This window comes from Parasphingorhabdus halotolerans, from assembly GCF_012516475.1.
Taxonomy (GTDB): Bacteria; Pseudomonadota; Alphaproteobacteria; order Sphingomonadales; family Sphingomonadaceae; genus Parasphingorhabdus; species Parasphingorhabdus halotolerans.
Map to the genome: position 1 here is coordinate 351432 of NZ_CP051217.1, position 18939 is coordinate 370370.

14 protein-coding genes are annotated in these 18939 nt (G+C 51.1%); 5 read left to right on the forward strand and 9 right to left on the reverse strand.

The window, feature by feature from the left end:
- Positions 1 to 158 precede the first annotated feature (158 nt).
- Positions 159 to 2144 carry a putative bifunctional diguanylate cyclase/phosphodiesterase gene (locus tag HF685_RS01655; protein ID WP_168818010.1) on the forward strand — a complete coding sequence of 662 codons (1986 nt, stop codon included), beginning with the start codon at positions 159 to 161 and terminating at the stop codon, positions 2142 to 2144.
- A gap of 9 nt (positions 2145 to 2153) precedes the next feature.
- On the opposite strand, the gene mfd is transcribed toward HF685_RS01655, so the two are convergent.
- Both mfd and HF685_RS01665 read right to left on the reverse strand, forming a co-directional pair.
- Positions 2154 to 5624 (reverse strand): transcription-repair coupling factor, encoded by a 3471-nt coding sequence (gene mfd / locus HF685_RS01660; protein ID WP_168818011.1) that lies wholly within the window; start codon positions 5622 to 5624, stop codon positions 2154 to 2156.
- Positions 5625 to 5656: 32 nt separating this feature from the next.
- The gene (locus tag HF685_RS01665; protein ID WP_168818012.1) at positions 5657 to 5923 is read right to left on the reverse strand and encodes an FAD assembly factor SdhE; all 267 of its coding nucleotides are present in this window, start codon (positions 5921 to 5923) and stop codon (positions 5657 to 5659) included.
- Between the two features lie 78 nt (positions 5924 to 6001).
- Here HF685_RS01665 and recG point away from each other — a divergent pair, with 78 nt between their 5' ends.
- Positions 6002 to 8056 carry an ATP-dependent DNA helicase RecG gene (gene recG / locus HF685_RS01670; RefSeq protein WP_168818013.1) on the forward strand — a complete coding sequence of 685 codons (2055 nt, stop codon included), beginning with the start codon at positions 6002 to 6004 and terminating at the stop codon, positions 8054 to 8056.
- A gap of 8 nt (positions 8057 to 8064) precedes the next feature.
- Here recG and HF685_RS01675 read toward each other — a convergent pair whose 3' ends face one another.
- Complete coding sequence (locus tag HF685_RS01675) at positions 8065 to 8385, reverse strand: PilZ domain-containing protein (protein ID WP_168818014.1); 321 nt, start codon at positions 8383 to 8385, stop codon at positions 8065 to 8067.
- An 89-nt stretch (positions 8386 to 8474) separates the two neighbouring features.
- Positions 8475 to 9707: a tyrosine--tRNA ligase gene (tyrS, locus tag HF685_RS01680; protein WP_168818015.1), complete on the reverse strand. Its 1233-nt coding sequence runs from the start codon at positions 9705 to 9707 to the stop codon at positions 8475 to 8477.
- Between the two features lie 132 nt (positions 9708 to 9839).
- On the opposite strand from tyrS, the gene HF685_RS01685 reads away from it, so the two are divergent.
- From HF685_RS01685 to HF685_RS01695, 3 genes are all read left to right on the forward strand, one after another.
- Complete coding sequence (locus HF685_RS01685; RefSeq protein WP_168818016.1) at positions 9840 to 10421, forward strand: DOMON-like domain-containing protein; 582 nt, start codon at positions 9840 to 9842, stop codon at positions 10419 to 10421.
- Positions 10418 to 11614 (forward strand): exo-beta-N-acetylmuramidase NamZ family protein, encoded by a 1197-nt coding sequence (locus HF685_RS01690; protein ID WP_168818017.1) that lies wholly within the window; start codon positions 10418 to 10420, stop codon positions 11612 to 11614. Before HF685_RS01685 ends, HF685_RS01690 begins: the two co-directional genes overlap by 4 nt.
- Before the next feature lie 80 nt (positions 11615 to 11694).
- Entirely contained in the window at positions 11695 to 11997 is a 303-nt protein-coding gene (locus tag HF685_RS01695) for a hypothetical protein (RefSeq protein ID WP_168818018.1), read from the forward strand.
- A gap of 7 nt (positions 11998 to 12004) precedes the next feature.
- Here the strand turns inward: HF685_RS01695 and HF685_RS01700 are convergent, their stop codons facing one another.
- From HF685_RS01700 to dnaG, 5 genes are all read right to left on the reverse strand, one after another.
- Positions 12005 to 13186 carry a vWA domain-containing protein gene (locus tag HF685_RS01700; RefSeq protein WP_168818019.1) on the reverse strand — a complete coding sequence of 394 codons (1182 nt, stop codon included), beginning with the start codon at positions 13184 to 13186 and terminating at the stop codon, positions 12005 to 12007.
- 12 nt (positions 13187 to 13198) lie between these two features.
- Positions 13199 to 14044, reverse strand: coding sequence for an AAA family ATPase (locus tag HF685_RS01705; RefSeq protein WP_168818020.1), 846 nt, complete (start codon positions 14042 to 14044; stop codon positions 13199 to 13201).
- A 104-nt stretch (positions 14045 to 14148) separates the two neighbouring features.
- Positions 14149 to 14772, reverse strand: coding sequence for a DUF6975 family protein (locus HF685_RS01710; RefSeq protein WP_168818021.1), 624 nt, complete (start codon positions 14770 to 14772; stop codon positions 14149 to 14151).
- A 231-nt stretch (positions 14773 to 15003) separates the two neighbouring features.
- Positions 15004 to 17025, reverse strand: coding sequence for an RNA polymerase sigma factor RpoD (gene rpoD / locus HF685_RS01715; protein ID WP_168818022.1), 2022 nt, complete (start codon positions 17023 to 17025; stop codon positions 15004 to 15006).
- A 31-nt stretch (positions 17026 to 17056) separates the two neighbouring features.
- Positions 17057 to 18937, reverse strand: coding sequence for a DNA primase (gene dnaG / locus HF685_RS01720; protein ID WP_168818023.1), 1881 nt, complete (start codon positions 18935 to 18937; stop codon positions 17057 to 17059).
- Between the last annotated feature and the right edge of the window lie 2 nt (positions 18938 to 18939).

Genomic DNA, 18939 nt, shown 5'->3' on the forward strand with positions numbered 1-18939 from the left:
CAATGAAAATCTTAGCTTTTTGTTTGCTTGCAGGCAACGGCCTATAAACGTTTGCTGGCTATGGAAAAGAATAGGAAAATCGGCCATTTTTAAGGAGCGCAAAAGTTAACAATCCCGTCACCTCTGCTATTGACAATAAAGCGCCGCAAAAGCTGTTTTTGCTGTCTTTCCATGACCGCGACCCTTTGGCGGCTGAAATTGCGGGTTTTGGTTGGCAAGTAAGTTCTGCACGACGCGGGGAAAATCTCCGGGCGCGCTTTTTGTCCTCTAACGCTTTAGTCGCCGTCGTTGACGTTCGGCAGGATGAAAAAGCCGGTATTGCGGCAATTTCCGAACTATCGCAGCTCTCACAAGATGGCGGGATAGCGATTTTGGCATTGGCCGGCAAAGCTAGTGAGAGCGACATCGGGGAAAAGGCTTATGATGCCGGCGCAACCCATTTTCTGGACTATGAGAGCCCGCGCGCTGATCTGATGCAGGCAATACGCTTTGCGTACCGTTATGTGGAAAACATTCACGGTGGGCCCTCAGCGATGCAGGCTTTTGATAACTTATTAGATCATTCCAAGGAAAAATGGTCGTGTTCACGCAGGGACTTCTCTCAGCGATGGGTCAGTGAACCGTTGCGAGAACGATTGAAAACCGTTGATTTCGATATGTACCCAATTACCGGCATTTACCGTCAACTGGAGGCTGATGAACGCCAGCGCGTACGTGGTGCAATGGGGCGCATTAGGGATGGCTCCTCGCAAGCTGCGGTCCCACATATTCTGAATGGTAAAAACGTGATCCACCATCTCCATGCATCAGGCGACACATTTTATGGACGAATCGAGGAAGTCGCATCGGAAAAAAATGTTGATGACTGGACGGATCGTGACTTGCTTTCGGGTCTTCGAAAAGGCTCTGCAGCACGGGCGTGGATTAAAGACCGCCTCACTGAAAAACGGTCGTTGGGTCTAATTGCTTTCGGACTCAAGAACTTTCAGACCATCAACGCTGCCTTTGGTCGTCCGGTTGGCGATCAGGTTCTTCGCATCATCGGACAAAGGCTCTTGTTGGAAACCGGAAATCATTCGAAAGACGAATGTCTGGTCGCCCGTATCGATGGTCATAATTTCTTGATGGCGGCTACGCTGGATCAATCAGATGACAGGTTCAAAGAATTTGCACGCCATTTGCTTGCTACGATTTTTGATCCTGCAAAAATTGATGGTAGGAACATTCAGTTGGTCCCGCGCGCTGGAATATCTATAGAAAAAGCTGCATCTGATGAAGCGCTTGTCATTCGTCGTGTCAGCCTGACTCTTGCCGAAGCAATGGCCTCGGGATCGGGGTTGATCAAAATCAGTAGCGGATCGAGCGCTGATATTCTGCTCGAGCAGCGCTTAGAATCGGAACTGGCTGAAGCCATTGAAAACACAGAAATTACAGTCGTCCTGCAGCCTCAGTTTAAGGTTAGGACAGGTCAATTGGTCGGGGCGGAAGCGCTCGCGCGTTGGGATCACCCAAAGTTCGGTTTATTGGGAGCCTCTACTCTTTTTTCCGTTGCCGAGAGAGCCGGGTTACTGGGAATATTATCTCAGCATATCCACAAAATTGCGCTGGTCGCAGGTGCTAACTGGCCGGATAGCCTTTCATTTCTTCGTCTCTCGATCAATGTCACTGCCGGAGATTTAGCTGAGCAACTATTTGTCCAGAAACTGGACGATAGGCTGAAAGATACTGGTTTTGATCCGGGGTATCTTACGATAGAAATTACCGAAAGCGGCCTTATCAGTGATATGGCCGCCTCGGTTGAGCGTCTGCATCAGCTACGCGAGCGGGGCATTCGTATTGCTATTGATGATTTTGGTACCGGATATAGCAGTTTATCCTATCTGAAGGATTTGCCCCTCGATTACCTGAAGATCGATAGCGGTCTTACCGGTGATATAAGTGGATCAAAGAAGGATCAGATTGTTGTGCGTTCGATCATTGATATGGCGCAAAATCTTGATTTGGCGGTTGTTGCAGAAGGGGTTGAATCGCAAGTTCAACTTGAAACCTTGGCGGAACAAGGCTGCGAATTTTTTCAGGGGTTTTTAAGGTCGGGGGCGCTCTTGCCAGAAGAGTTCGAGATTTTTGCACTCCGCAGCAATTGAGATCAGCATTTAACTAGCGTTTTGTTGCGCCAATTTGGATAATCCGGTGGAAAGCTGGGTCAAGCCATGGAGCCGAGATTTCGGATCACGCCATTTCCGCTCGATGAATAGCTTGTTGTCAGGACGGATTTTGGCCGTACCTTTCAACCGTTCTACATAGGCCAAAAGCCCAAGCACATTGGGAAACTTATCTTTGTGGAAGCTAACCAAAGCGCCGCGTGGTCCCATTTCGATCTTGCTGATATGCGCCTGCACGCAATTCATTTTGATCTGCATAAGTTTAAGAAGATTGTCGGTCTGTATTGGCAGATCACCGAAGCGATCTATCATTTCGGCAGCGAATGATTGGATTTCCTGATTAGTCTTGAGACTGTTCATTCGGCGATAAAGGCCCATACGCAGTGACAGGTCAGGAACATAGTTTTCCGGAATCATGATCGGCGCATCAACGGTGATCTGCGGTGAGAAGCCATCGGTATCAGCTTCCAGCCCGGCACCCTTGGCTTTGGCTTCTAATATCGCGTCTTCCAGCATGGATTGATAAAGTTCAAACCCAACCTCTCGGATATGGCCGGATTGCTCATCGCCAAGCAAATTGCCAGCGCCGCGAATATCTAGATCATGGCTGGCTAGTTCAAAACCTGCACCGAGATTATCCAGGTCGCCGAGAATTTTCAGGCGCTTTTCTGCCTTTTCGGTGATGATCCGATCTTTCGGTGTTACCATATAGGCGTAAGCACGGGTCTTGGATCGCCCGACTCGTCCGCGCAATTGATACAGTTGCGCAAGACCAAAGCGATCCGCACGGTGAATGATGAGGGTATTGGCGCTTGGAATGTCCAGTCCGCTTTCGACAATGGTTGTCGCAAGCAGGACATCATATTTGCGATCGTAAAATGCGGACATGCGCTCTTCCACTGTTGTCGGCGGCATCTGGCCATGCGCCACGACATAGGTGATCTCAGGAGCGTAGTTTTTGAGAAACTCCTCAATGTCTGGTAAATCGGCGATGCGAGGTACAACAATGAAAGACTGTCCGCCGCGATAGTGCTCGCGCATCAAGGCCTCTTGCAACGGCACCGGATCCCAAGGCATGACATAGGTGCGCACCGCCAGCCGATCGACTGGAGGCGTTTGAATGACTGACAGTTCACGCAGACCTGTCATCGCCATCTGCAAAGTGCGGGGAATCGGTGTGGCGGTAAGCGTCAAAACATGTACATCGGATTTCATGGCCTTCAGGCGCTCTTTGTGGGTGACACCGAAGCGTTGCTCCTCATCGATAATAATCAAACCAAGGCGCTGAAATTCAATTGATTTTGAAATTAGTGCGTGCGTGCCGATCACAATATCAACATCACCAGTTGTCAGCCCTTCACGCGTTTTTTTCGCCTCGGCTTGTGGAACGAGCCGCGATAAACGACCAATTTTTAAGGGAAAAGGTCGGAAGCGTTCTTCAAAATTGCTGAAATGTTGCCGAGCAAGCAGGGTGGTTGGCGCGATAATGGCGACCTGCATTCCCGCCATTGCTGCTGCAAAAGCCGCGCGCATCGCGACTTCCGTCTTACCAAAACCGACATCCCCACAAACCAGTCTGTCCATCGCCTTGCCGGATGCCATATCGCCAAGCACTTCTTCTATTGCTTGTTGCTGGTCGTCGGTTTCCTGATACGGGAAACGATCAACAAAACCGGCCATTTCCTGGGGTTCAACACGCGCTGAAGTCGCTGGTTGCAAAGCGCGAGCGGCGGCGGTTTTGAGCAGTTCATGCGCAATTGCCCGGATGCGCTCTTTGAGCTTGGATTTGCGCCGCTGCCAGCCTTCACCACCGAGCCGGTCGAGAACAACGCTGTCTCCACCATCTCCATAGCGGCTGAGAACGTCAATATTCTCAACCGGAACATAAAGCTTATCGCCGCCAGCATATTTCAGGTGGACGCAATCATGTGGACTTTCACCCACTGGGATTGAAACAATGCCCTCATAAAGGCCTATGCCGTGCTCCAGATGAACCACCAGATCGCCCTGGTTCAGCGCAGATAGTTCTTCAATAAACGCGTCACTGCTCTTGCGGCGCCTGGATTTGCGCACCAATCGATCACCGAAAATATCCTGCTCGGTAAGCAACGCGATGTCATCGGTTCGAAAGCCGGAAGAGAGAGGCAACACCGTAAGCGCTACAGAACTTTCGGCTGCGAGGCAGGATTTCCAGTCATCACAGAGTACTGCCGTCTTGACGTCATGGTCTGTCAGTAGGTCATAAAGCCGCGCGCGCGAGCCTTTGCTGTAACTCGCAACAATGGCCGTTGTTCCAGATTTGGAAAGCGAATTGAGATGGGTCGCGAGCGCTTTATAGATATTCTCGTTCCGCGCCCTTTCCGGAGAGAAATCGCGTGGAGAAGAGACGGACAAGGGTATAACAGAATAGGATTCCGGTTCGTCAAATTCGCTGATGACGTGGATTGGTGCTTCATTCTGCTGTTCGATCCATTCCGACGAATCCAGATAGAGGCTTTTGGGATCTAGCGGTCGATAACTGGAAATATTGGCCTTATCAGCCTCCAGTCGGTTTTTGTAATAATCAGCAACTGATAAAAACTGTGCCTCCGCCGCTGACGACGCGGCGGCATCACGAAGGATGATCGTATTATCGTCAAGATAATCAAAAAGTGTCACAAGCCGCTCTTCGATCAGAGGTAGCCAATGCTCCATTCCAGCCAGGCGCCGCCCTTCGGAAATTGACTGGTAAAGCGGATCACTGGTTGAAACGGCGCCAAACAGATCCCGATATCGTATCCGGAAGCGGGTTATGCTCGCTTCATCGAGCAAAAATTCCGATACCGGTAATAGCTCGAAGCCATCGATATTACCTATTGTCCGTTGATCATTCGGATCAAATTTCCGCAACGTTTCGATTTCGTCACCAAACAGGTCGATCCGTAGCGGCGTTTTGGCCCCGGGCGGGAAGAGGTCTATCAAACCGCCCCGTGCTGCAAATTCGCCGCTGTCAGCCACCGTATCAACGCGGACAAAGCCGTTTGCGTAGAGAAATGAAACCAGCTTTTCTTGCTTGATTATTGTTCCCGGGGCGAGGCGAGTGACCATCTCTTTAACTCGTGACGGTTCTAACACCCGCTGCGTCACGGCATTTACAGTTGTGACCACCAATTGGGATTGGTTTGGCGATTGAGCCAGTTTGGCGAGAGCAGCCAATCGGTCTGACGTTGTATGAAGAGCCGGTGAAGCGCGGTCATAAGGCAGGCAGTCCCATGCTGGAAACTCGATGATCTCCAGACCTGGCTGAAAATAGTGCGCAACTTCCGCAATGGCGCTCATTGCGGCATCATCTGTGGCGATATATACGGTGCGTTTACCCGATTGAACCGCGATATCAGCCAAGCAATAGGGGCGATAGCCAGCGGCAATGCCAGCCAGAGTTTTTCCATCTCTCGACGATAATAATTTATCTAAATAAGACACTTATGACTGATATTTCAATTTCTGATTTAGATTCATTTATAGGGATCGACGAAATCGAGTTGCTTCATGCACTCCATTTGCGGCCCTTGCAATTGATCGGGAATGGGCTGTGTCCCTATAGCCCATGCCATCACGTCGACATCATCATGTTCGAGCAAATTCTCAAACCATATGATCTCCTCGTCCGTCCAAGTCGCGCCATATTTGTCGAAGAAACCTCCGATAATGGCGTCAGCTTCTCTGGTGCCCCGATGCCAGGAACGGAACTGAAGGCGTTTGAGCGTTTTTTCGCGATCCATTGTCGTGCACCTGTTCTTGTTCGTAGCGATTAACGTGGCTGGCATATTGGCCCCACGTGGGTATAAAGGCCGATAGACATGCGGCCCGAGATACTCAATCCATTATTTGGTGAAACCCAATCCCTGAAAGGCGTTGGCAAAGCGCTAGCCAAGCCGCTTGAGAAGTTGCGACTGACGCGGGTCAAGGATTTGCAATACCATGCACCCAGCTACTGGATGCGCCGAAAGCGGGTTGTCGAACTGGATGAAGCAGATGTCGGACTCAATATTGTCGCTGAAATCACGCCGGTAGATTATCGTAGTGGTGGCCCGCGCAGTCCATTTAGAGTCTATGCAACAGACGGACCCGGTAACTATATCAGCCTGACCTTTTTCGGCCGAAATTCAGGCTGGCCCAAGAAATTGTTACCGCTCGGCGAACCCAAGGTGATTTCGGGCAAGCTTGAACGATATGGTGACGAACTGCAAATACTGCACCCCGAAGTATTAGAACCAATAGAGAAAGACGAAATTGCACTGGTCGAACCGATTTATCCATTGTCGGATGGGCTAGGCAACAAACGCATGAGTCAGCTCATTGAGCAGGCGGTGGCACTTGCCCCGGAACTTCCCGAATGGATCGAGCCCAGTCTGCTGGCGTCCAAGAACTGGAAAAGCTGGCACGACAGTGTCGTGTCTTTGCACCGCCAAGAGGGAATCGATGCAGCGGATAGACTGGCTTATGACGAGGTCTTCGCCAATCAACTCGCTTTCATGCTGGTGCGCGCCAGCAATCGGCGGAAAACTGGAACTCCCATTGAAGGTGACGGTCATCTTAGAGACAAGCTTGATTTACCGTTTGAGCTGACCGGCGCGCAGAAGCGCTGCATTTCAGAGATTGATGGTGATCTTGCGCAATCCTCTCCTATGCTGCGGTTGCTGCAGGGAGATGTCGGATCGGGTAAAACATTAATCGCTTTGATGGCACTGCTCAATGCCGTCGAAGCCGGATATCAGGGAGCGTTACTGGCTCCTACAGAAATTTTGGCGCGTCAACATTTTGAAGGTTTGCAGAAACTGCTGACCGGATTGCCCGTCAGTCTTGCAATTTTGACCGGGCGTGAGAAGGGCAGGGTGCGCGAGTCTACGTTGATGGGCCTGGCTGATGGCTCGATTGATATTCTCGTCGGTACGCATGCTATCTTCCAAGAGAAGGTACAATATAAGCGGCTGGCGCTTGCAGTTATCGATGAGCAGCATAAATTCGGTGTTTCCCAGCGGCTTATGCTGACCCAAAAGGCAGAGCGTATACCGCATTTGCTGGCGATGACGGCGACACCGATTCCGCGTACGCTGACACTCAGCCAATTTGGTGAAATGGATGTTTCCAAGATTGATGAACTGCCACCAGGCCGCCAGGAAATCGAAACACGCGTGATTTCTGACGGTCGCATTGCGGAAGTTGTCGACGGATTGGCGCGTCATGTTGCGAGCGGCGGGCAAGCCTATTGGGTCTGTCCCTTGGTTGAAGAGAGTGAAAAGAGCGACCTGGCCGCAGCCGAAGACCGCGCGTCCACCTTGTGCTCCCGTTTCGGCGATGATGTCGGGCTGGTGCATGGCCGGATGAAAGGGCCGGAAAAAGACGCGGTTATGGAAAGGTTTCAGCGTGATGAAATCAAGATACTGGTTGCCACGACAGTTATTGAGGTCGGCGTTGATGTTCCCAATGCGAGCTTGATGATTATCGAAGCGGCGGACCGCTTCGGCTTGGCGCAATTGCATCAGCTTCGTGGCCGGGTTGGCCGGGGAAGCGTAAAATCAAACTGTCTACTGCTGCGTGGGGATACTCTGAGCGAAACGGCCCGGGCACGACTGACATTGCTCCGTGAAACCAACGATGGCTTCCGCATTGCAGAGGAAGATCTGAGATTGCGTGGAGCAGGCGAATTGCTGGGTACGCGACAATCTGGAGAAGCTGGCTTTCGCATTGCATCGTCTGAACAAGTTACCGAGTTTATTGCGCCGGCTACCGATGATGCGCGGCTTCTTCTCGACCGGGATGGTGGACTCGAAAGTGAACGGGGGCAGGCAGCGCGAGTTGCGCTTTATCTGTTTGAGAAAGATTGGGGTGTTAGCCTGCTGCGTAGCGGCTAATTTCGATTTTATTCGACAGTAACGATCTTGTCGACCATCACCGCGAAATCGGCTTCGCGAATGACCCGTTCAAATTCAAATCCAGAACGGCCATTGTGACTCCAGACTAAGAATGCTTCAATTCGCCCTGCAATCGGCAAACGCACAACTACGCGATCGCCTTTTTCCAGCGGTACTTCGTGGACCAACTGGCAACCATGAGCTGAAATATTTGTAATCTTGCCAGCGAACTCGCCATCTTTGCGGGTTTCACAAATCGTATCGAAATCCACCGGAAAGCGCGTCGCTCTGCGCGGGTCGGGCGTTGCATGATTTATTGCGCTGGTCAAAACATAGGTCCCACAAGTTATTCAATTGCAACTCTAGGGCAGTTTCCCAAACAAAAGGTAAACTGGTAAAAATTAGGTAAGAAATGTGGCTAGCCGACCTTGCGGATTAGCCCGTGCTTCTTCTTTCCAGCAGAGATTTTGACATCGGCATCAGTGGCAGAAATCATTGTACCCATATCGCTCACAACTTCGCCGTCAAGCCTTGCGCCGCCGCCTGACACCAACCGTTTCGCTTCGCCTTTGGACGCACAAAAACCAATGCCGACAAGCGCATCAAGAATCGAAATTTGATCATACGACACCTCAAAAACCGGCAAATCACCGCCCGCTTGACCTTGCTCAAATAGATTTTCAGCCGTCTGAGCGGCGTGTTGCGCAGCTTTCTCGCCGTGCGCCATAGTCGTTGCGGCATCGGCCAGTGTTTTCTTGGCAAGGTTTATCTCGGAGCCCTCCAATGCTTCCAGACGCTGGATTTCGTCTAGATCAATGTCGGTAAAAAGACGCAAGAAACGGCCAACGTCTGCATCCTGCGTATTCCGCCAGAATTGCCAATAGTCATATGGCGAAAGCTGATCGGCGTTGAGCCAGACGGCGCCATTTGCCGTTTTGCCCATTTTGCTACCATCTGCGGTAGCGATCAGCGGTGTTGTGAGTCCAAACAGTTGTTGGCTATCAATCCTTCGCGTGAGCTCTATTCCGTTGATGATATTGCCCCATTGGTCCGAACCGCCTAATTGCAAACGGCAGTCATTCCGTCGGGATAACTCAAGAAAATCATAGGCTTGCAAGATCATGTAATTAAATTCGAGAAAGGTCAGGGGCTGCTCGCGGTCGAGACGTATTTTAACAGATTCGAATGTGAGCATCCGGTTAATCGTGAAATGCGGTCCTATATTGCGCAGCATGTCGACATAATTCAGGGCGTCTAGCCAGTCTGCATTATTGACCATGATCGCGTCGGTTGGCCCATCGCCAAAAGTAAGGAACTGCTCGAATATCCGCTTGATGCTGTCGATGTTGGCATCAATATCTGCTGCGCTTAGCATTTTGCGGCTTTCATCCTTACCAGATGGATCGCCGACTTTTGTGGTGCCGCCGCCCATCACTACGATCGGTTTGTGGCCGGTTTGCTGCATGCGCCGCAACATCATGATCTGAACAAGGCTGCCGACGTGTAGTGACGGTGCGGTCGCATCAAAACCGATGTAACCCGGTACGATCACCTTGCAGGCAAGCGCATCAAGCCCGTCGGCATCGGTTAACTGGTGAATATAGCCGCGATCATTGAGGACGCGCAGGAGATCAGATTGATAGTGTGTCATGGTGAAGCTGTTACCTTTGGCGGCCAAAAGGTGCAATCGCGTTAATCAGCACTTTCCCAATCGTTGACGATCAGGCTAGTGGATATCTAACGACATGCTGATTTGAAACGACTTCATAAAAAGGAACAGACATTGAACTCGGAAATTGATCCCAAGGCATATTCTGAAAATAGCTGGTCGTTGTTCTGTCATCCCGATCATCCTGCTGATCGCATTGAGGCAATAACCGTCAGTCAGGAATGGACCGAATCAGGACAATTATGGCTCCGTTATCATATCGATGGGGAGCTGAATGCAATTAGCACACCCGATCCAGCGAATGGCGAACGCCGTGACAATCTTTGGCAAACAACCTGTTGCGAGTTATTTGTGCGCATTCCAGGTGATGAAGCCTATGGCGAGTATAATTTCTCTCCTTCGTCGCAATGGGCAGCTTATCAATTCAGCGCGTTTCGCAAAGATATGGCCAATATGGAAGTGCCGGGAGTGCCGGAAATCTATTGTGATGCCAGCGAAACCCATCTTGCGCTGGAAACGACTTTGCTCCTGCCCGAGCGTTTTGATAACCAGGACTTGAAAGCAAGTTTTTCTGTTGTGATAGAAGAGGTTGATGGCCCAAAATCATTCTGGGCTGTGGCCCACCCAGCAGGAGTACCGGAATTTCACCATCGGGATTGCTTTTCGGCTGATCTGAAGGCATCAAAAGCCTTATGAAATTTGGAATAGACCGACTTCTTGAAGATCCTGCCTTGCGCAAGCCTCTCGAAGGCAAGCGCGTTGCTTTACTAGCTCATCCAGCCTCGGTTACGAGGGATTTGGAACACTCGCTAGATGCATTAGCTGCCTGCGGCGGAATTAATCTGACCGCCGCATTTGGCCCGCAACATGGTCTGCGCGGTGACAAACAGGACAATATGGTCGAAACGGAAGATTATACTGATCCCGTTCACGGTATTCCGGTTTTCAGTCTTTACGGCGAAGTCCGCCGACCTACCGGCCAATCGATGGGGACATTTGATGTTCTCCTCATTGATCTTCAAGATCTGGGCTGCCGGATTTATACCTTCATAACGACTCTTCGTTATGTGCTGGAAGCCGCAGCCGAGCATGGAAAAGCGGTTTGGGTGCTGGATCGACCGAATCCGGTGGGAAGGCCAATCGAAGGCAATATGCTGGAAGAAGGCTGGGAAAGCTTCGTTGGTGCTGCGCCCATGCCGATGCGTCACGGTCTGACGCTTGGCGAAATGGGACGTTGGTTCATCCATTATTTCGATCTTGATGTGCAATATAAGGTCATTGAAATGCAAGGCTGGCAGCCTGAAGGCCCAGGGTCAGGTTGGCCGACGGATCGTGTCTGGATAAATCCTAGCCCCAATGCGCCGAACGTTATGATGGCGCGCGCCTATGCCGGCACGGTCATGCTGGAGGGAACCACACTATCGGAAGGGCGAGGGACTACAAGGCCGCTTGAGTTGTTTGGCGCTCCCGATATCGACGCTCGGGCTGTGATTGCAGAAATGCACAAACGCGCACCGCAATGGCTCAAAGGCGTGACATTGAGAGAATGCTGGTTTGAACCGACATTTCATAAGCATAAAGGCATGCTGTGCAATGGCATCCAGATCCATACCGAGGGGCCGCGATATAATCATGCAGACTTTCGTCCTTGGCGCCTGCAAGCTTTGGCATTCAAAGCGATCCGTAAGCTCTATTTCGGATATGAACTTTGGCGCGATTTTGCCTATGAATACGAAGAAGGCAAACTCGCGATTGATGTCATCAACGGCGGTCCGCAGCTCAGGGAATGGATTGATAGCCCATCTACTATAGCCAATGATCTGGAAGCCTTTACCGCGCCGGACGAACGGATGTGGGGGCAGATGCTCGCCGAATACCTGATCTATTGATCTTTTTCGAGTAATTCATGTGGAATGCTGCACTGCAACATAAAGCTTGCAAATGCTGACAATTGTGATATTTTCGCAATATGTTACCGAGCAAAGAATTTTTTGAAGGCGTTGCGCTAAAAAAATGCGTCGTGGCGACCTATAATCGCACAGCATTCAAGCTAGCTCCGCATATCGTTTACACACGTCATGACGAACTTTATGTCGACGCTGTACCCGTCGAAAAAGAAGGTCAACCGCCGCGCGAAACCAAACTTGCGACGTTTAAATTATCCGGCCTGCAGAATGTTCGGGTTGAAGACTTCCATTTTGAAATGTCCGACATTTTCGAACCTGCGGCAGAGAAATATGAAGGCACCACCCTTTTGGCCGTCGAGGCCTAGGACGAGCTTAGCCCTGTTTCCGGGTCAGTTCTTTCATCGCATCGCCCAAGCCTTCCAACGTCAGCGGATACATCCGATCGTTGAGCAGTTCGCGCACAATTCTAACGCTTTGTGAATAGCCCCATTGTTTCTCGGGTACAGGATTGAGCCACGCTGTCGCAGGATAGGTATTGGTCATCCGGTTCAGCCAGGTCACCCCGGCTTCCTCGTTGAAATGTTCCACCGATCCACCAGGATGGGTGATTTCATAAGGGCTCATTGATGCATCGCCAACGAATATGACTTTATAGTCATGTCCGTACTTGTGGAGGATATCCCAAGTGTTTGTCCGCTCGGAAAAGCGGCGGCGATTGTCCTTCCACACGCCTTCATAAAGACAGTTGTGGAAATAGAAGAACTCCAGGTTTTTGAACTCACTATTGGCGGCACTAAATAATTCTTCGCATAGTTTGATAAACGGATCCATCGAGCCGCCGACATCGAGAAACAGCAAAAGTTTAACTGCGTTATGCCGCTCGGGCCGCATGTGAATATCAAGCCATCCCTGTTTCGCGGTGCCATCAATTGTGCGATTAATATCCAGCTCATCTGCTGCACCTTCGCGGGCAAATTTGCGCAGGCGTCGCATTGCAACCTTGATATTTCGCGTGCCGAGCTGCTTAGTATGATCCAGGTTCTGGAATTCTCTTTTGTCCCAGACTTTTATAGCCTTTTTCTGACCACCTTCGCCGCCAATGCGCACGCCTTCGGGATTATAACCTGAATTTCCGTAGGGAGAGGTGCCGCCTGTGCCGATCCACTTGCTCCCGCCTTCGTGGCGCTTTTCCTGCTCGGCGAGACGCTCTTTCAGCGTCTCCATAATCTCATCCCAGCTGCCGAGTTTTTTAACCTCTTCCATCTCTTCTTCAGAGAGATATTTTTCAGCCACCGCCTTCAGCCAGTCGAGCGGTATTTCCTGTTCCTGCATACCATAAGTGGTTTCTATGCCTTTAAAGACCTTCGAAAATACCTGATCAAAGCGATCAAGCAGGCCTTCATCCTTCACAAACGTTGCACGGGAGAGAAAATAGAAATCCTCCGGGGTACGGCGAATCACGTCTTTATCCAGCGCCTCCAGCAGCACCAGATGTTCCTTGAGCGAAGCCGTTATGCCTGCGGCTCTGAGTTCGTCCATGAAGTTAAAGAACATATTACGCTCCGCTTAGCGCGCTTCCCTTTTGGCCATAAATGCCAGCCGTTCAAAAAGCATAACGTCTTGCTCATTTTTGAGCAACGCACCGTGTAGTGGTGGGATGGCTTTAGTCGGGTCTTTCGATTGCAATGCTTCAAGCGGCATATCTTCGCTGAGCAGCAATTTCAGCCAATCGAGCAATTCGCTGGTGCTGGGTTTCTTTTTGAGGCCCGGCACATCGCGGACATCGTAAAAAATATCCATCGCCTTTTTAACCAAAATTCCTTGTATATCAGGGAAGTGGACGTTGATGATTTCCTGCATCGTTTCCCGATCAGGGAACTTGATATAATGAAAGAAACAGCGGCGCAGGAAGGCGTCTGGCAGTTCTTTTTCGTTGTTCGAGGTGATGATCACAATCGGCCGTTCCGCCGCTTTGATCGTTTCCTTGGTCTCGTAAACATGAAACTCCATCCGGTCGAGTTCCTGCAGCAAGTCGTTTGGAAACTCGATATCCGCCTTGTCGATCTCGTCGATCAACAGCACGGGCAGATCAGGAGACGTAAAGGCCTCCCAGAGCTTGCCCTTGCGGATATAGTTGGAAATATCGTGAACACGCTCATCGCCGAGTTGTCCGTCACGCAGACGGGCGACAGCATCATATTCATACAGGCCCTGGTGCGCTTTGGTGGTAGATTTTACGTTCCACTCAATCATCGGCATGTCTAACGCCTTGGCAATTTCGTAAGCCAGAACAGTTTTTCCGGTGCCAGGTTCACCTTTGACGAGGAGAGGGCGTCTCAATGTAGCGGCAGCGTTGACCGCAACCTTCAAATCATCGGTTGCTACATAGTCCTTGGTGCCTTCAAAACGCATGTGTCATATTCCCTTACCGTAAACGTCAATGCGTTATCGATAGGGAAAGCGCCTGTTACAGGCAAGTTAATCATTTAGTTAAGACTGAAAATCGCGGCAGGAAATTACTCTGCCAGGCTGCGTGCGTTTCTGCGGGCTTCCATCAGCTGCCAGAGACCGCGGTGTTGGGTGAGAACCTGATCTGCGCCGAAGTTTATAGCCCGTTCGATCGGCTTGTTGCCAGAAAGAATGGTATTGAGCGATTCGGTCGCTTCTGGACTTGGCAATATTGCAGCGCGGGATTCAAAGCCGAGGCGAATCGCCATTTTCTCCAGGATTCCGCGAATGGCAAACCAGTCTAGTACCAGAGCAAAAGAGGCCCCGATCGCACAGCCATTGCGATCAGATTGCGAGAGCATATCCAATGCTTTGCGCTGGGCCATAACCGCAGCATTGCTTTGATCGTCTACGCCAACGCCTGAAATAGGGCCTGCCACAACAGTCAATTTGGTCAGAAAGGCACGCTCGGCGGTGAAACCTTCAATGGCCTCAACCAGCCAGGTGCGTGCAGCTTCATCGGCTGTCTTGGTCGCGGCATGATCAACCACTCCCGGGTGACGACCGTGCAAAACGCACAAAAAATGCGCGATATCTGCAGTTTCCGGCCCTGACAGGCTTTCAACGCCGCTGGCAATTTCCTGAAAATAACGGACCGACGCACTGCCGTGTTCGGCCACATAGTCGACCAAATTAGGCTGGACGGACGGTTTTAAACTGGTTTCCGGCATAGCGCTCACATCACATTAGAGTATTCGACCACCATTGGGGTCGTTTCAAACTCTGGTGTAATGCAGAAACCTAAAGACCTAGTTTATTGTCCGTTAGGGATATGCAAACCATGTTTCTCAGCCAATGCAAAGTTTACAGGCTTCACACCCTATTGGCTATTGGAAGTTTACATAGTTCACAGACTTCACACCCTATTGATCCAGGAAGCTCCGCATTTTGCGGCTGCGGCTTGGGTGCTTCAGCTTGCGCAACGCTTTCGCCTCAATCTGCCTGATACGCTCTCGCGTCACGCTGAATTGCTGGCCAACTTCTTCCAACGTGTGGTCGGTGTTCATACCGATGCCAAAACGCATACGCAGCACACGCTCTTCGCGTGGTGTGAGCGACGCCAATACGCGGGTCACGGTTTCCTTAAGGTTTGCCTGAATGGCGGCGTCCACAGGGATAATCGCGTTCTTGTCCTCGATGAAATCACCAAGATGCGAATCTTCCTCATCGCCAATCGGTGTTTCCAGGGAAATCGGCTCTTTGGCGATTTTCATCACCTTGCGCACTTTTTCCAGCGGCATGGATAGGCGTTCGGCCATTTCTTCCGGCGTCGGCTCGCGGCCTTGCTCGTGCAGGAACTGGCGCGATGTGCGGACCAGTTTGTTGATTGTCTCAATCATATGCACCGGAATACGGATGGTTCGCGCCTGATCAGCAATCGAACGGGTGATCGCCTGCCGTATCCACCAGGTCGCGTAGGTGCTGAACTTGTAACCACGGCGATATTCGAATTTATCGACCGCCTTCATCAAGCCGATATTGCCTTCTTGAATAAGATCAAGGAACTGCAGTCCGCGATTCGTGTATTTTTTGGCAATGGAAATAACGAGACGCAGGTTGGCCTCAACCATTTCTTTCTTGGCAATCCGCGCTTCGCGCTCGCCCTTTTGGACCATGTTAACAATGCGCCGGAACTCGTTAAGCGATGTACCGGTAGCATTGGCGATATCGGAAATTTCGGCACGGATGCGTTCAACCGCATCCGCTTCTTTGGTTGCAAAAGCTTCCCATTTTTTATCGGTTTTGACCATGCTAGCGAGCCAGGCATCGTCCAGTTCGTTGCCAACATAGCTTTCCAGAAAAGCGCGGCGCGGAACTTTGTGACGTTCCGCCAACCGTAACATTTGACCGCCAAGCGCCGTCAAACGGCGGTTAAACGAGTAAAGCTGGTCCACTAGAAACTCGATTTTATTCGCGTGAAATTGAACACTTTCAACCAGAGCGGTGAGCTCTTCGCGCAAACTATGATATTTTTTCTCTTGTGTCGCAGGGAAATCATCACCCGCAGCGAGGCTTTCAAGCCGCGTTTCTTGCAGTTTGGAAAATTTCTTGAACACCGACGTGATGTTCGCAAATTTTTCAAGAGCATCCGGTTTTAGCGCTTCTTCCATTTGCGCCAGCGAAAGGGTGTTATCCTCTTCCTCTTCTTCAGCCCGCTTGGCACGGCGCTTTTTTGCAGCAGCTTCGTCATCATCCTCTTCGGAATCGACATCTTCCTCTTCTACTTCGTCTTCAACTTCATCATCGTCTTTGTAAGAGGGCCCAGCAGTTTTTTCGCTGATCTCGCCATCGTCATCATCATCTTCTTCAAGATTTTCAGGGGCGGGATCTTTCGATAGCATCGCATCGAGATCGACGATTTCGCGCAACTGCATCTCGCCGTCGTTGAGCGCGGTCGACCATTCAATAATCGCATTAAACGTGGTAGGGCTTTCGCATAGCCCCCAGATCATAGTGTCACGGCCAGCTTCAATACGTTTGGCAATCGCAATTTCGCCCTCACGGCTGAGCAATTCAACAGCACCCATTTCGCGCAAATACATGCGCACCGGATCGTCCGTACGGTCTCCCGCTGCTGCTTTTGGCGCTGCTGCTGCCGGCTTTTTATCTTTGCCTTTACCATCAATCGCCGCAACTTCATCGCCGCGCATTTCTTCGGCAGCTTCTTCGTCATTTTCCACGACTTTGACGCCCATTTCGGAAATCTGGGACATAATGTCTTCGATCTGCTCGTTCTGGTCTTGGGGCAGGGCCGCATTCAGCTCATCAATCGTTAGATAACCACGCTTTTTGCCCTTGGTGATCAGCTTTTTAATCGCGCTGTCGTTCAAATCAATCAGCGGTTCGTCTTCCGCTTTGGTCACTTTTTTTGCTTTGCTTGCCAAGTCTTTGAGCCCTAACTTTATAACAACTTATCTAAACAACGTCATCGATCTGGGTGAGTTCCACCAATCGCTCGTGAAATTCCTGTTTCGCCTGGCGAAGACGCTGCTGCTCGGCAAAACTCTCATCCGTGAGATCATCCTGCACCCGCCGCGTTGCCTCTGCCAGAGCCGCTTCCAGTCCGGGTCGCGCCGTCACCACTTTAATCGCTTCTGCCAAATCCTGATGGGCCCGCTTCGCCAAGATCGAAATCTCGTCTGACGGGGCATCATCTGGCAGCTTGCGGTTGAAAGTGAAATTCAGCGCATCGGCCCGTAACAGCCCTTTTGCGACATTATAACAATCTGTTTGTTCCAATATGGTAAGAAGGCCCTGCATATCAAGCGTTTCTTTGCCCATTGCGCATTTGGTTAACTCGGTGAGGAGCGCTTGCAACTGCGAATCAGCGAGTTTAAGGATCATGAGTTCTTCAAAATGCTTGGAAATCCGGGATGGATGGCGGATCAGACCACCCAAAATTCCTTTGGCGATGCGCAGATCATAACCGTCGACCAGAACAGACTTTGTTTCATCCTTTGGCGTGAATGACACATATCTGGATTTGAATCCTCCTTTCGAAGGTCGATATGGCCTATTGGGTTGATTATTCTCGCGCCGGGCAAAAAAGGCCTGCTCATAGCGCTCCTGAAAGTCGTGTCGGTAATGCTGGGCGATGTCCTGATCGGCAATATCTCGCACATGATCAGAGACGCGCTTCTTTAGGCCTGCCTTGGCCTCTGGCGTGTCGAGCGGTTCAGCGTCATATTCGACTTGCCAGATTTTCTCGGACAGCATTTGCGGCTTGTTGATGAGCGCTGCAAATGCTTGCGCTCCGTCTGAACGAATAAGATCGTCGGGGTCTTGTCCGGCAGGCAGAGAAATGAATTTCAAGCTATGGGATGGCTTCAATATCGGCAGCGCGCGCAGTGCGGCGCGCATCGCCGCTTTTTGGCCTGCATTGTCGCCATCAAAGCAAAGGATAGGCGCTTCGACCATTTTCCAGATGCGTTCAATCTGATGTTCGGTGAGCGCAGTGCCCAGCGGCGCAACGACATCCTCAAAACCAGCCTGCGCCAAGGCAATCACATCCATATAGCCTTCGACAACCAATATACGTCCCGTTTGGCGCGAAGCTGGCGAGGCTTTGTCGAGATTGTAAAGCGTGCGGCCCTTATCAAATAACGGCGTGTCGGGAGAGTTGAGATATTTCGGCTCACCATCGCCCAAAATCCGGCCGCCAAAAGCAATCACGCGACCTCGAGGATCTCGGATCGGGATCATCAGGCGTCCGCGGAAGCGGTCATAAGCTTCTTTATCATCGACCTTGATCAACAGGCCTGCTTCGACCAACTGATCCACGCCATGCACGGACAACGCGTCCTTCAACCGCCCGCGCGAATCCGGCGCAAAGCCAAAGCCGAAGTCGCGAATGGTTTTCTCTGATATACTGCGGTTTTTCAGGTATTCCCGCGCATGAGCGCCCTCAATCCCGTTGAACTGCGCTACGAACCAATCCTGCGCTGCCGCCATGACGTCATGCAATGTGGCACGCGTTTCCTGACGTTTGGCGGCCTGCGGATCAGGGGCAGGGACTTTCATCTGCGCTTCAGATGCGAGGTCTTTTACTGCATCCATAAAGCCCAGCCCGCGCTGGTCAGTCATCCAGCGGATGGCGTCGCCATGAGCGCCACAGCCAAAGCAATGGTAGAATCCCTTCTCATCGTTGATCGTGAAGCTGGGAGTTTTTTCGTTATGGAACGGGCAGCAAGCCTTAAACTCACGACCCGACTTGGTGACCTTAACTGTCCTGCCAATCAGCGTCGAGAGCGTCGTGCGCGATCGCAGTTCTTCAAGCCATTGCGGGGTGAGGGTCATGG

What these genes read in the sequence shown, in the direction of transcription:
- recG (WP_168818013.1), top strand. Translation starts at nt 6,002, where the DNA reads ATGCGGCCCGAGATACTCAATCCATTATTTGGTGAAACCCAATCCCTG.
- HF685_RS01705 (WP_168818020.1), bottom strand. Translation starts at nt 14,044, where the DNA reads ATGCGTTTTGAAGGCACCAAGGACTATGTAGCAACCGATGATTTGAAG.
- dnaG (WP_168818023.1), bottom strand. Translation starts at nt 18,937, where the DNA reads ATGACCCTCACCCCGCAATGGCTTGAAGAACTGCGATCGCGCACGACG.
- HF685_RS01700 (WP_168818019.1), bottom strand. Translation starts at nt 13,186, where the DNA reads ATGTTCTTTAACTTCATGGACGAACTCAGAGCCGCAGGCATAACGGCT.
- HF685_RS01665 (WP_168818012.1), bottom strand. Translation starts at nt 5,923, where the DNA reads ATGGATCGCGAAAAAACGCTCAAACGCCTTCAGTTCCGTTCCTGGCAT.
- tyrS (WP_168818015.1), bottom strand. Translation starts at nt 9,707, where the DNA reads ATGACACACTATCAATCTGATCTCCTGCGCGTCCTCAATGATCGCGGC.
- HF685_RS01695 (WP_168818018.1), top strand. Translation starts at nt 11,695, where the DNA reads ATGTTACCGAGCAAAGAATTTTTTGAAGGCGTTGCGCTAAAAAAATGC.
- HF685_RS01690 (WP_168818017.1), top strand. Translation starts at nt 10,418, where the DNA reads ATGAAATTTGGAATAGACCGACTTCTTGAAGATCCTGCCTTGCGCAAG.